General features: G+C 43.7%; 12 protein-coding genes. 8 read left to right on the forward strand and 4 right to left on the reverse strand.

What is annotated here, in order from left to right; genetic code table 11:
* Positions 1-70: 70 nt before the first annotated feature.
* The 3 genes from HMPREF0240_RS07240 to HMPREF0240_RS07250 all read right to left on the reverse strand — a co-directional run bounded on the left by HMPREF0240_RS07240 (position 71) and on the right by HMPREF0240_RS07250 (position 2,502).
* A complete protein-coding gene (locus HMPREF0240_RS07240; RefSeq protein WP_035312628.1) occupies positions 71-733 on the reverse strand; it encodes a membrane protein in 663 nt (220 codons plus the stop codon).
* A gap of 2 nt (positions 734-735) precedes the next feature.
* Positions 736-1,461, reverse strand: coding sequence for a DUF5058 family protein (locus tag HMPREF0240_RS07245; protein WP_009002798.1), 726 nt, complete (start codon positions 1,459-1,461; stop codon positions 736-738).
* Positions 1,462-1,629: 168 nt separating this feature from the next.
* Positions 1,630-2,502: an AraC family transcriptional regulator gene (locus HMPREF0240_RS07250; protein WP_009002799.1), complete on the reverse strand. Its 873-nt coding sequence runs from the start codon at positions 2,500-2,502 to the stop codon at positions 1,630-1,632.
* A gap of 262 nt (positions 2,503-2,764) precedes the next feature.
* On the opposite strand from HMPREF0240_RS07250, the gene HMPREF0240_RS07255 reads away from it, so the two are divergent.
* From HMPREF0240_RS07255 to HMPREF0240_RS07275, 5 genes are all read left to right on the forward strand, one after another.
* Positions 2,765-3,640, forward strand: a complete 876-nt coding sequence (locus tag HMPREF0240_RS07255; RefSeq protein ID WP_009002800.1) for an alpha/beta hydrolase — start codon at positions 2,765-2,767, stop codon at positions 3,638-3,640.
* Complete coding sequence (locus tag HMPREF0240_RS07260) at positions 3,609-4,595, forward strand: ABC transporter permease (RefSeq protein WP_198137775.1); 987 nt, start codon at positions 3,609-3,611, stop codon at positions 4,593-4,595. The genes HMPREF0240_RS07255 and HMPREF0240_RS07260 overlap by 32 nt, the downstream gene beginning before the upstream one ends.
* 29 nt (positions 4,596-4,624) lie before the next feature.
* Positions 4,625-6,118, forward strand: a complete 1,494-nt coding sequence (locus tag HMPREF0240_RS07265) for a sugar ABC transporter ATP-binding protein (RefSeq protein WP_009002802.1) — start codon at positions 4,625-4,627, stop codon at positions 6,116-6,118.
* 13 nt (positions 6,119-6,131) lie between these two features.
* Complete coding sequence (locus tag HMPREF0240_RS07270; protein ID WP_035312630.1) at positions 6,132-7,127, forward strand: ABC transporter permease; 996 nt, start codon at positions 6,132-6,134, stop codon at positions 7,125-7,127.
* Positions 7,128-7,195: 68 nt separating this feature from the next.
* A complete protein-coding gene (locus tag HMPREF0240_RS07275; RefSeq protein ID WP_035312631.1) occupies positions 7,196-8,302 on the forward strand; it encodes a substrate-binding domain-containing protein in 1,107 nt (368 codons plus the stop codon).
* Positions 8,303-8,509: 207 nt separating this feature from the next.
* On the opposite strand, the gene HMPREF0240_RS07280 is transcribed toward HMPREF0240_RS07275, so the two are convergent.
* Complete coding sequence (locus tag HMPREF0240_RS07280) at positions 8,510-9,463, reverse strand: AraC family transcriptional regulator (protein WP_009002805.1); 954 nt, start codon at positions 9,461-9,463, stop codon at positions 8,510-8,512.
* 315 nt (positions 9,464-9,778) lie between these two features.
* Here HMPREF0240_RS07280 and HMPREF0240_RS07285 point away from each other — a divergent pair, with 315 nt between their 5' ends.
* From HMPREF0240_RS07285 to HMPREF0240_RS07295, 3 genes are all read left to right on the forward strand, one after another.
* Positions 9,779-10,900, forward strand: a complete 1,122-nt coding sequence (locus HMPREF0240_RS07285) for a carbohydrate kinase family protein (RefSeq protein WP_009002806.1) — start codon at positions 9,779-9,781, stop codon at positions 10,898-10,900.
* A gap of 15 nt (positions 10,901-10,915) precedes the next feature.
* Positions 10,916-11,869 carry a class II fructose-bisphosphate aldolase gene (locus HMPREF0240_RS07290; protein WP_009002807.1) on the forward strand — a complete coding sequence of 318 codons (954 nt, stop codon included), beginning with the start codon at positions 10,916-10,918 and terminating at the stop codon, positions 11,867-11,869.
* Positions 11,870-12,035: 166 nt separating this feature from the next.
* Complete coding sequence (locus HMPREF0240_RS07295) at positions 12,036-12,590, forward strand: glutathione peroxidase (RefSeq protein WP_009002808.1); 555 nt, start codon at positions 12,036-12,038, stop codon at positions 12,588-12,590.
* Positions 12,591-12,901: the final 311 nt, after the last annotated feature.

Here is a 12,901-nt window from a genome sequence, read left to right on the forward strand (position 1 = left end):
TTTCACAAATATAAGACACTTCTTTTTTAGGCATCTTTCCAGACAGTTTCTGCCCGGAAAGACATATTTGTTATAATTTTCCTTTTTTGTATAATATCCTTGCGCTTCCCATGGCGATCAGTGCGCCCACTGGAACCAGAACTCCGACAGAGCCGGACAGGCTTGGGACAAGTAAAAACAGCACAACCATAAATACCAGCGGTGCAATGGAGATCTTCCAGTTCTTGCTCACATATACAACGGCAAGCCCTCCGAACAGTGCGGGAAGGATATTGTCAAATGCAGGTTTTAATACCGGTGAGTTCAGGATTGGGGTCAGCGGTACCAGAAGGGCAACTCCAATGGCGATAATGATGGTTGTGACGATAGAAGAGGTAGCCACTGCTATGGTGGAGACAACCTCGCCTTCCTCAGAACCAGGTTTCACATCCATGTTTTCCATTGCTGTCAGTGCAGCCGGAACCTTAAGGTTAGTCAGGTTACCCGTCACAAAAGCGAGGTAGGAACCTGCAGTACCCAGCATGGGGACAAATGTAATAACTTCGATCAGTCCGACTGTCCAGAAAATAGGCGCTACACCCAAAAGGCCTTTGAGAACCGGTGTCCAGCCGGGCCAGGCATCATAGTATACGCAGGCGGCAATCGGAAATGAAAAGATCAGGACGAGTGCTGTCAATATCCAGATCCGTCCATAAAGATGAGTATTGTCTTCGTATGTTCTGTTTGGTTTCATAATCAGCCTCCTATCAGTGGTGTCAGAAATACTGCAAATACCATGGCCCCCAGCATACTGATGGGCAGCGCATAGTTTTCCAGCCATTTTACATTGAATTTTTTAATGAGCAGTCCGCAGATACCCATTAAGAGAGCTGAAAACAAAAGAATAAATATAGGGATCCAGCCTCTGAGCCCTTTACGGATATCGGAGAACACCATTCCGAGAAATGCGGAGATCATACCCAGGAACAGGGCGGTCATCATGATATCCCCCCATTTACTGTCTTTGTTTTTAATTTTCATCAGGCCGCCCTGAATCTTGCGGATAAATAATGGCACCCAGATCAGGCCCGGGAAGATCCCAAGCGTCATGACCCATGCGATAGCGGTATATACCTTAGGGTCTGTTACGGTACTGGAAAGTGAGATCTGCAGTGCATTGGCTGTGGATGTGGCGGCAGGAAGCTCATATGTAATGGCGCCGATAACGCTCAGGCGAAGCCATGGGAGCGGAAGCCCAAGAAACTTGGAAAGCGTGATGACGCCAAGCAAAATAGAGACTGCCGGTGCAAAAGTAAAAACCGCGGTGGAAACCATCGTCCGCCGAAGCTTACCCATATCCATCCCGAGCGCCTTACCTCTGCGGTATGCGCGCACAAGAAAGAACAGGGACTGACAGATAACGAACACAATAATGACGCCTGCCAGTAAAAATAAAAAAGTGCTGCTGGGGTTAAAATTCATGTCTCTCCTCCTTTAGATGTAAAAATCTGTTTTCCCTAGAATCGGAAAAAACGTGTGAAAGGACGCGGCATATATCCGCGTCAGCTTTGCTATTCATTGTATCATGAATGCCATATAAAAGCTGTAATTATGTGAGATTTGAGCGCGGAAAATACAGCAGAGAACAATTCAGTTGTTGTCATTTTTCTGTAAGGGCTCTTTGCGCCGGGTTCTGCGATAAGTTATGGGGCTAATGCCATAGTATTTTTTAAAAGTAGAAGAAAAATGTTCTATTGAAGAATATCCAAGGACATCGGATATCCTGGACACACTTACATCTGTATTAATCAACTGCAGTGCAGCCATTGACATGCGCGTTTCCTTCTTTTTCTCAGCAAAAGATTTATCGTAATGTAATTTGATAAAGCGTTCCGTTTGTCTCGGACTGAGCCTGAGGCGGGATGCCAGATTCGGGAGCGTTATAGAGGAATACTCGTACAGAAGGGCTTCTTCAACGATTAAAAGGCGGTCATCATAAGGTAGTAATGAATCAGGATGAGCAAACTGGGAAGAACGGTAATTTCGGGTGATTTTAATAACCAGTTCCTGAAATAATGACTGTACTACAATTTTATATCCCGGATTTTTATATTCATACTCCTGAAATATTGAATTGAAGATTCCAAGAAGCTTTTGCCGGTCTTTTCCGATCCAGAGAGGAGTGCCGAAAAAAACATCAATAAAATGCGGATGCTCTAAGGGCGTATATTCAATTTCAAAATAAACGGCATATTCTGTCATAGGATTTGTCATATCTGTGATTTGTTCATGCATAATTTTAGGCCCGGTTATGAATAAAGTTTCTGAGGAGAGCGGGAATTCCCGGGAATTCAGTATAACATGTCCTGCTCCGCTGACAATATAATGAATTTCAAAACTATTATTGCCATGGCAATGCAGCGGAAAAGAATTTATGAAATACTCGGCTGATAATTTTAGCGCATGAAATGTTATAGAGCCTATTTTAAAATTTATATCCAGATTTCGGTATTTTTTATCCATAGAACCTCCCTGCGAGTTTTTCGGGTAAATGATTTATTTATATTATAGCATAAGTATAACAGTAATAAATTGCAGATTTTATTTTTCATGACAACCTGCGCAAAAATTGCGGTATTTGGAAAAACTTGTTAAAATACGACATGAATAGCTTATAATCGTCAACATAATGTCTTATTTTTATAAAAATGAATAGTATAATAAAATTATCAGCTGAATAAAAAGATTCGTACGGATTACAAAAATGAAATGAAAGGTGAAATAAATGTATGACAAAATAAAAGTAGAAATTAATCATAAGAAAGTTGACGGAAAATATGATCCCAAATATAAACCCTATCTTCAGGCTTACATCCTGAGCAAAAGCAAAGAGATAAAAGGGTCGGATAAAAGGCCCGCAGTTATCATATGTCCGGGCGGCAGTTATTTTTTTACTTCTGACCGTGAGGCTGAGCCAATTGCGATGCGATTCCTGGGTCGTGGGATTCATGCATTTGTTTTGCGCTATAGCACGGAGCCGGCAAAATATCCGTGTGCTTTGTTGGAACTGGCACAGTCAGTCGTAATGTTAAAAGAAAAGAGCGAAGAATGGGGGATTGACGAATCAAGAATCGTGATTTGCGGATTTTCAGCAGGGGGCCATCTATGTGCTTTATTGGGAACCATGTGGAACGGAAAAATGTTTGAGCAGTATTTTGAGACGAAAGACAAGAAGTGGCGGCCTTACGGAATGATTTTGGGGTATCCGCTGATTACAGCAATTGATTACGACGACAGGAGTCTTTACCGGAATTTATTAGGATCAGAATTTAATAATGATCAATTAAAACAAATATCTGCTGAATTACTTGTCAGTGAAGATACACTTCCGGCATTTATCTGGCATACGGGGGAAGATGAAGTTGTTCCTGTAAAAAATGCTCTGATGTTTGTAAATGGGCTAGAGAAATATGCAATACCGTTTGAGCTTCACATTTATGAAAAGGGAGTACATGCACAGGCACTTTGTGACCATACGACAGAAGAATACCCGGAACAAATATCTGCGGATAACAGTAATTGGATGGAGATGGCAATTAACTGGATTTTCAGAATTGGAGGGAGTGGGCGTGAAAAGGATAAAAAACAATGCACTTGTTAAGAAAATTGGGTTTAACAGAGTTGTCTTGTTTTGTGCACTGATACTAATGTACATTATATTTGCAATACTGAGTCCGACATTTCTCAATTACAACAGGATATTAAGCGCGCTGAATTATGCATACTTTCTGGGCTTTTTATCTCTGGGAGTTACATTTGTTATTGCGACCGGGGGGATTGATTTTTCGATTGGGCCGGTTATGTTCTGTGCCGCATTGATCAGCGGACATCTTCTGACAAAAGCAGGTGTGCCTTTATTAATTGCACTGCTTGTTTCCATACTGGTGGGAATGGCATTCGGAGTATTAAACGGATATCTGGTTGCATATTGGAAAATGCCATCTTTTATTACCTCTATGTCCAGTATGATGCTTGCAAAAGGAATTGGCTCAGTATTTACAAAAACGCAGTCCGTCAGATGGCCGCAGGCGGCTCAGGAAAACGGTGAATTCCGTATGCTGGTAAAGATGACAACAAGTACAGGAATGCAGATTCCGACAGGGCTCATACTTTTGCTTGTAATTGCTGTTATCTGTGCAATTGTCCTGAACAAGACGGAAATTGGGCGGCATATACTCTGTATCGGCGGCAACAAAGAAGCCGTAAGGCTTTCAGGTGTGAATGTAAGAAAATGGGAAATGCTTGCATATATCATTTGCGGATCAATGGCAGGTATTGCGGCGATCGCTTACGTGGGGGCATATTCCACTGTACAGCCTGGTATGGGGGACACGTTTAATAATGAAGCGATTGCAGGATGCGTAATGGGCGGAACATCTATGACGGGAGGAATTGCTTCTATCAGCGGAACATTAATTGGGGTCATGATTATTGCTTTGCTTCAGGAAGGCATTTTAGCAATGGGATTTCAGAAAGACTGGCAGTATGTAATCACCGGAATCATTGTGCTTGTTGCAGTATATACAGATGTCCGAAGCCGCAGAAAGTCAGATTAGACATTGATTATGGAGAGAAAGGTGAAATTATGGGAGAAGTAATTTTATCAATGCAGGGAATTGATAAATCCTTTCCGGGAGTACATGCGCTGGATCATGTGGATTTGGAGATCAGAAAAGGTGAGGTTCACGCGCTTATGGGAGAGAATGGCGCAGGCAAGTCCACTTTAATGAAGGTTCTGACCGGGATTTACAAAAAAGATGAAGGCACCATTGTATATGAAGGCAAGGAAGCAGAATTTTCAAATCCAGGAGAGGCACTGGCAGCAGGCATTGCAATTGTGCATCAAGAGCTAAACATGATGAATCATCTGACAGTTGCACAAAATATCTTTATCGGGCGTGAGATAATGTCAGGGAAGCTTATTAATGATAAAAAAATGAATGAAGAAGCTGACAGCCTTTTCCAGAAATTAAATATTAATATTAACCCATCTGAGAATATGGGAAACCTGACTGTCGGAAAACAACAGATGTGTGAGATTGCCAAGGCAATTTCACATGATGCAAAAGTAATTGTTTTTGATGAGCCGACGGCGGCGCTTACAGAATCAGAAATAGAAGAACTGTTCAAGATTATCCGCGATCTAAGAGAAAAACAGATGGGAATTGTCTATATTTCTCACCGGATGGATGAGATTAATGTCATTACCGACAGAGTGACAGTTATGCGTGATGGAGGTTATGTGGGGACTCTGATTACAAAAGATTCTTCCAAAGATGACATTATCAATATGATGATAGGCAGAGTCATTTATGAAGAGCCGAAATCCAAAAGTAATGTAGCTGATGATGCACCGGTTGTGCTGAAAGTAGAGCATTTGACAGCAGGAAAGATGGTACAGGATGTCAATTTTGAACTCAGGAAAGGAGAGATTCTCGGTTTTTCCGGTTTGATGGGAGCAGGTCGGACGGAGACTGCGAGAGCGCTTTTCGGAGCAGATTCGAAAGAAAAGGGAAATATCTATATTAACGGAAAAAAAGTAGAAATAAAAAATCCTGAGGATGCTGTAAAGTACGGGATCGGATATCTTTCCGAGGATAGAAAAAGATATGGGATTGTTCTGCAGAAAACAATAGCAGAAAATTCTACAATGGCAGCACTGCGCAAATTTATAAAAGGAATTTTCATTGATAAAAAGAAAGAAAATAAGGCAGCTGGAAAATATGTGGAGTCATTGAAAATTAAAACACCGTCAGTTGACAGCCAGGTGGTTAATCTTTCGGGCGGGAATCAGCAAAAAGTGGTTCTTGCAAAATGGCTGGTGAGAGACTGTGAGATATTAATATTTGATGAACCTACCAGAGGGATTGATGTGGGTGCCAAAAGTGAGATTTATCATTTGATGAACAATCTCGTAAAAGAAGGTAAGTCTATTATTATGATTTCCTCTGAAATGTCAGAGATTCTCAGAATGAGTGACCGCGTTGTTGTAATGTGTGAAGGAAAAAAGACTGGCGAGATGGACATTTCAGAAGCAACGCAGGAAAACATAATGCGTGCTGCAACCCGGAGAGATTAGGAGGAGATGGAGAATGGTAAAAAGCAGGAAAAAAGGCAGCGATCCGGGAAATTTCAGGATAATACATAAAGTGGGGCTCCAAAAGTTATTGATTATTTTGATTATTGTTATACTGGTGTCGTTCTTTAGTATTGTGAGCCCTGCCTTCAGACAATACAGTACACTGATTAGTGTATTTGATTATTCATACTATATCAGTTTTCTTGCGATTGGAGTCACGTTTGCCCTGATTACGGGGGGCGTAGATTTGTCCGTTGGAACCGGGATGATAGCCGCATGTTTGTTTGGGGGGCATTTTATAGCCACGAATAACGGCGGCGCAGTAGTTGGTATTTTAATTACAATTGCTTTCGGTCTGGCACTGGGCCTTGCAAATGGTTTATTAGTTGCTGTTTTAGAGCTGCCTCCATTCATTGCCACCTTGGGGACGATGATGGTTGCGCGGGGGATTGCAGGCGGAATTACAGTTACCTGGCCTACAGAAGGGATGGCCGGTGGCTGGGTAAGAAATATATTTAAAATCCAGATTTTAGGATATAAGTTTCCCATGGGTATTGTTTGGGTGGTTACTCTGGTTATTATTATGAGCATTGTACTGAATAAGACAAAATGCGGCAGGTATATCAAAGCCTTGGGGAGCAACAAAGAAGCAGCAAGGCTGTCAGGAGTGCAGGTTACAAAATATCAGGTGACTGCCTATGTATTTTCGGGTTTATTTGTAGGAATTGGGGCAATTGCATATGCCACAACATTTCAGTCTATCACATCAGGAAGCGGCGGCGGATTTGAATTAGAGGCGATTGCGGCTGCTGTAATCGGAGGAGTGTCGATAACCGGGGGTGCAGGTTCTATTGTAGGCACACTGTTAGGAGTATTTGTAATGTCTGTGCTAAAGGCAGGGCTTCCTTTTATCGGCCTGCAGGCCAACTGGCAGCAGATCATTACCGGAATTATCCTGATGGCTGCAGTGTTCGCGGATATATTGAAAACTAAAAGAGGAGAAGCTTAAAGTTGTTTTGAGTGACCCTTTTACTGTGAAACACGTTTATGAAACAGATGTTAAAGGAGAAAAAGAATATGAAGAAAAGAATCGTAAATATTTTATTATGTGCGGCACTTATAACAGCTATGGCAGCAGGCTGCGGAAATAAAGAAACTGCCGGTGATTCCGGTGAAAGTAAAGAGAAGGCACCGGAAGACCTTAAAATCGAAATAGTATCAAAGGGGTTTCAGCATCAATATTGGCAGTCAGTATTGAAAGGGGCCGAACAAAAAGCAGATGAGCTGGGAGTTATAATAAATTTTGTGGGGCCAAACTCGGAAACAGATATTGCAGATCAGGTACAGATGCTGTCAAATGCCATCAATGCAGCACCGGATGCAATTGGCTTTGCAGCATTGGATACCGAGGCGTGTTTGGATGCAATTTCACAGGCACAGTCGGCGGGAATTCCAATAGTCGGTTTTGACTCAGGTGTTCCGGGGGCTCCGGAGGGCGCTATTGCAGCAAACGCGTCTACTGATAATTATAATGCTGGGGCGTTGGCGGCGGAAGAGTCATATAAAGCGGCATTAAAAGATAGGATATCCAAGGCTTCCGATCCGGTAAGAATTGGAGTTATGGGGCAGGATGCCACATCCGAGTCTATTATCAACCGGGGACTTGGATTTATTGATAAAATTGCGGAACTGGCCGAAGCTGACGGGAAGACGGTTACAATCGAAGGGAATGACAAATATGTTGCTGATTCTAAAGTTGAACCTCAAAGCAAAGCGGATGTAATTATTGATGTTGCAGTACCTGCTCAGACCACCAGCGAGCTTTCGGCCTTAGATTGCCAGACTCTGCTGAACAAGTCAGATACGATTGCAATTTATGGCTCGAATCAGCATTCAGGAGATGCTATGATTATTGGAAACGAAAATCTGAACAAATTTGGGACTGGTGAGGATCAGATCATCGGAATTGCGTTTGACTCTGGAAAGGGCATCAAAGCGGCCGTTAAAAAAGGTACATTTATAGGTGCCGTTACTCAGGCCCCGGTACATATGGGAGAGACTGTTGTTGACCTTTGTGTAAAGGCTGCAAAAGGGGAGGCTGTTGAAGATGTTGATACAGGCTGCCAGTGGTATACGGCAGAAAATATAGAGGATGAGGAAATAGCTCAGAATTTATATGACTAAAGTAATATATCAAAGACCTGCCGTTACATTCTGATTCAGGCCATGGAACCTTTTATCTGCCCGGATACGCATATCTATTTTAGAATGTGTTTCCGGGCACCGTCAAATAAGCGAAAAGGTGGGTTAAGGACTGTTTTTGGAGAGTGCCCGGTAGTTCGCGAGGAATGTTTTCAGGAGAAACTGTTCCGGGGCGGGCAGTTACTTGTTTTATGATGTACTGGTATCAATATTTTCCGAACCGGGAAGCTTACTCAGGGTGAAGATGGATTTTTCGGATGAGTAACGGTTCTGTATATTTCCGGTAGGGAGGGCATGACTTGTGATACAGGGCTTTTCAGGAAGCCTTCGATATTCTTTTACCGTGTATCCAAAGGCCTTCTGGAACATCTGATTCAGATATCTGCTGCTTGAGATTCCGGTCTCCAGGCAGATATCCAGAATATTCAGATTTGTCTGGGTGATCAGGCGCAGGGCATGTTCGAACCGGACATTGCCAAGATATTCCTGAAATGAGATTCCCAGCATCTTTTTTATGAAATGGGAAGCGTGGTAAGTAGTGATATTTTCCAGGCAGGCAATATCATTCAGGGATATATGTTCCATGTAATGTTCAGCTATATAGCCGGTAATCCGGTTCAGCCGATGGGAATTGTTCTGCGCAGTTGTGCATTCTTTTTCACTTGCCGATGTACAGGGCAGGGATGTCAGCAGCTGATAAAGGACTTCCATCATGATCCCGGAGCATCTCAGCCCATTATGAGGCAGGGCATTAAAATAAGTATGCGCGCAGGAAAGAAGCATCTGATACAGTGAATCTCTCAGAGGACCGGCCGGAATGACTGGAGTGTCAAATCTTAGAGAACTCAGCTGGTAATCCGTTCTGCGGTAAAAATCTGTATGGATCTGGAAGGCCAGAATCAGATTGGGACTGTCTGTCTTTTGAAAAGAATGGACCTGATAGCGGTTGATAATATAGATATCTCCTTTTTGAAGTATATACTGCTCGTTTTCTGTAAACAGATTTAGCCCCCCTTCCAGTAAAATACCGATTTCCAAATCTTCGTGGCCGTGAGGGCTTCGTGCGGTCATCTCAACGAAAAAGATCTCCAGATTGCTCATTGCAGTATGGCGGACGATTTCAAATTCTTTTTTATTCTCCATTTTTCCCTCCCATTATTAAACAGTATACCAAAAGGGCACTTTAAAACGCATCCTTTCGACGAGGCTGCGGCTAAACCCCAGGATAAAAATTGCCCGGGGGAGCACTTGGTAAGGCAGGTCCTTCAGACGGAGCTGCGGACGATCCCTGGATTAAAGTATACCATGTAAGTGCACAACAATACTACTGCAAAACCGCAAGATTGTCATTTTTGCATTTCCGGTATCTGATATAAATAATATATAGGTTTTATTTGAAAAAAATAGGGGGACTCATGGAATTCTCCGGTTTTCGAATGAAAGAGATGAGGTGGTAATATGAAGAAAAAAGTAATCGCAGCCGGTCATATTTGCCTGGACATTACACCTGTATTTCAGGGGAAAAAGGTGAAGAAACTGAGCGAAATCCTGCTTCCGGGTTCATTGATCCAGATGGGGGAGGCGGATGTACATACCGGCGGTTCTGTTGCCAATACGGGACTGGCCATGAAGATTCTGGGGGCAGACGTGACACTGATGGGGAAGGTAGGCAATGACGCTTTCGGTGAACTTGTCTGCAGTATGCTGGAAAAATATGATGCGCAGGGCGGAATGCTGATGACAGAGGAGGAGTCCACCTCCTACTCCGTGATTCTGGCGGTTCCGGGGGTTGACAGAATATTCCTGCACAATCCCGGGGCAAACCATACCTTCCAGGCAGCGGACATTCCCGAGGATATGCTGGAGGAAACGGCGCTGCTGCATTTCGGATACCCGCCGCTGATGAAATCGATGTATGAGAATGATGGAGAAGAACTGGTGCGTCTGATGAAACGCGCAAAAGATATGGGAACGGCCACCTCCCTGGACTTCTCAGTGATTGATCCCGACTCAGAAGCGGGACAGATCAACTGGAGAAAAATTCTGGAGCGGGTCATCCCTTACGTGGATTTTCTGGTGCCGAGCGTGGAGGAACTCTGCTTCATGCTGGATAAGGAAAGATATTTTGAATGGCAGGACCGGGCAGGTGAAGGGGACATCACGGAGATTCTGGATATCGGGAAAGACGTGAGGCCTCTTGCGGATCAGTGTATGGAGTTTGGAGCGAAGGTCCTGTTGATCAAATGTGGTGCGCCGGGATTGTACTATCGGACCGCAGATCAGTTTAAACTGTGCCGTGTCGGCAGAAAGGCAGGGCTGTCTCTGGAAAACTGGGCGGCCAGGGAAGGTTTTGAGAAAAGCTATGTTCCCGACAGAGTGCTGTCCGGAACCGGTGCAGGCGATACCAGTATTGCCGCTTTTCTGACGGCCACCATGGAAGGGTATTCTCTGGAAGATGCGGTTCATCTTGCAGCGGCAACCGGGGCGTCCTGTGTTGCGGAATATGATGCTCTGAGCGGACTGAAGTCCTTTGAAGAGCTTGAGGAAAAAATCAAGGCCGGATGGAAGAAATATGAATAAAGGAGATAAAGAATAATGTTAGTAAACATGAATGAAGTCCTTCTTCCTGCGAAGAAGAACCACTATGCAGTCGGACTGTTCAATGCAGTAAATCTGGAGCTGGCAAGGGGAATTATCAGTGCTGCAGAGAGCACGCAGTCTCCCGTTATTATGGGAACAGCAGAGGTCCTGCTGCCCTATGGGCCTCTCGAGGAGGTATCCTATTATCTGATTCCTATGGCTAAAAAAGCCGGTGTTCCTGTTGTGATTCATCTGGATCACGGCCTGACGCGCGAGACATGCCTGCAGGCGCTGGAGCTGGGATTCACCTCGATTATGTATGACTGCTCCACAGATTCTTACGATGAAAATGTCCGAAAAGTAAAAGAAATGGCGGACATTGCACATTCCTACGGTGCAACAATAGAGGGAGAACTTGGACATGTGGGAGATAATGAAGGCTCCGCAGAGGGTGATTCCAGACTGGATGATCCGTCCCAATATTATACAGAGCCTGAAAAAGCAAAGGATTTTGTGGATAAGACAGGTGTAGATGCACTGGCAATCGCAGTCGGCAACGCACATGGTGCATACAAGCTCCCGCCCAAACTGGATTTTGAAAGAATCCGGACAATAGCAGGACTTGTGGATGTGCCTTTAGTACTGCACGGCGGTTCCGGACTGACTGATACTGATTTTAAACGTGCGATACAGGAAGGAATCAGCAAGGTTAATATATTTACAGACATTAATGTTGCAGCAGTAAAGGCGGAGTTCAGCAGGTTCAGTACCATGGAAAAGGGACTCATTGATCTGATTCCGGCAGCAGTGGAAGCTGTAAAGCAGGAGAGTACGAAAAAGATGAAACTGTTTGGAAGCGATGGAAAAGCCGGGTACAGGCTGGAGAGCAGAGGCTTAGGCGAGACAGACGTGAATCTGCTCACAAAACTGGTGGCAGAGGAAGTAAGAAAATATATGAACCGGCAGTAATATTCAATTTGGTCAGAGTCTTGTCAGTACATTGTAAAATGAGATTAGTTTAACCGGCAGTTAAGTATAAAACGATGCACAAGTATCCTTACTTCTGCGTTTTATGCATTATGTGAACTTTGGAGGGACATAATAGGAATAAACGCAGGAAAGGAACGAATAAGAGATGGAATTAAAAGAGATAGAACTGGAACGGATCGATGGCACAAAGGAGAGCATGAATAAATATCTGGGCGATATCCTCCTGGTGGTAAATACCGCCAGTAAATGTGGATTTACTCCACAATATGAGGCGCTGGAAGCACTTTATAAAAAGTATCATGAAAAAGGCTTTGAAATCCTTGGATTTCCCTGCAATCAATTCAAGGAACAGGAACCAGAGGAAGAGAGCAAAATAGTAGAATTCTGTAAAAAGAATTATGGGGTCACTTTCCCTCTCTTTTCTAAAATTAATGTAAAGGGAAAGAAGATACATCCTCTTTTTCAGTTCCTTACAGAAAAAAAAGAATTTCAGGGATTTGATGAAGGACATCCATTGAGCGGAAAACTTCATGAAATTATTTCGGAAGAAGATCCGGATTATGAGAACAGTAATGATATAAAGTGGAACTTTACAAAATTCCTGATCAACCGGGACGGGACGGTGCTCGAGCGGTTTGAGCCTACTGCGGATATGGAACGAGTGGAGAAAGCGGTGCAGGATATGTTTCTTGGGGTGTGAGGGGCGCTTACCGTGAGCCGTGACGGACTGTGAAAAGCACCTGTCCTGTTGGAAATACAGCCGCTGCGCCAAGCGGCAGTAAGAGGAAATCCGCAAAATCAGCAAGAACCGAACGCATTCACCGTTTAATCTGATGATTAAACGGCTCAGGCGTTCTAAAAAGCTGCTTCGGAAGCAGCTTTTTTCTTGCTGATTTCGCGGATTTCCTCTAACTGCCGCTAGTGCTCGCTAAAAGCATTTCCAACAGGACAGGTGCTTTTCACAGTCCGTCACGGCTCACGGTAAGCTGGGTTCATCCAGCAGGGAAGGAA

The sequence above is a fragment of the Clostridium sp. D5 genome (assembly GCF_000190355.1).
GTDB classification, from domain to species: Bacteria; Bacillota; Clostridia; order Lachnospirales; family Lachnospiraceae; genus Faecalicatena; species Faecalicatena fissicatena_A.

What these genes read in the sequence shown, in the direction of transcription:
- HMPREF0240_RS07250 (WP_009002799.1), bottom strand. Translation starts at nt 2,502, where the DNA reads ATGGATAAAAAATACCGAAATCTGGATATAAATTTTAAAATAGGCTCT.
- HMPREF0240_RS07275 (WP_035312631.1), top strand. Translation starts at nt 7,196, where the DNA reads ATGAAGAAAAGAATCGTAAATATTTTATTATGTGCGGCACTTATAACA.
- HMPREF0240_RS07240 (WP_035312628.1), bottom strand. Translation starts at nt 733, where the DNA reads ATGAAACCAAACAGAACATACGAAGACAATACTCATCTTTATGGACGG.
- HMPREF0240_RS07245 (WP_009002798.1), bottom strand. Translation starts at nt 1,461, where the DNA reads ATGAATTTTAACCCCAGCAGCACTTTTTTATTTTTACTGGCAGGCGTC.
- HMPREF0240_RS07270 (WP_035312630.1), top strand. Translation starts at nt 6,132, where the DNA reads ATGGTAAAAAGCAGGAAAAAAGGCAGCGATCCGGGAAATTTCAGGATA.
- HMPREF0240_RS07280 (WP_009002805.1), bottom strand. Translation starts at nt 9,463, where the DNA reads ATGGAGAATAAAAAAGAATTTGAAATCGTCCGCCATACTGCAATGAGC.
- HMPREF0240_RS07285 (WP_009002806.1), top strand. Translation starts at nt 9,779, where the DNA reads ATGAAGAAAAAAGTAATCGCAGCCGGTCATATTTGCCTGGACATTACA.
- HMPREF0240_RS07255 (WP_009002800.1), top strand. Translation starts at nt 2,765, where the DNA reads ATGTATGACAAAATAAAAGTAGAAATTAATCATAAGAAAGTTGACGGA.
- HMPREF0240_RS07290 (WP_009002807.1), top strand. Translation starts at nt 10,916, where the DNA reads ATGTTAGTAAACATGAATGAAGTCCTTCTTCCTGCGAAGAAGAACCAC.
- HMPREF0240_RS07295 (WP_009002808.1), top strand. Translation starts at nt 12,036, where the DNA reads ATGGAATTAAAAGAGATAGAACTGGAACGGATCGATGGCACAAAGGAG.
- HMPREF0240_RS07265 (WP_009002802.1), top strand. Translation starts at nt 4,625, where the DNA reads ATGGGAGAAGTAATTTTATCAATGCAGGGAATTGATAAATCCTTTCCG.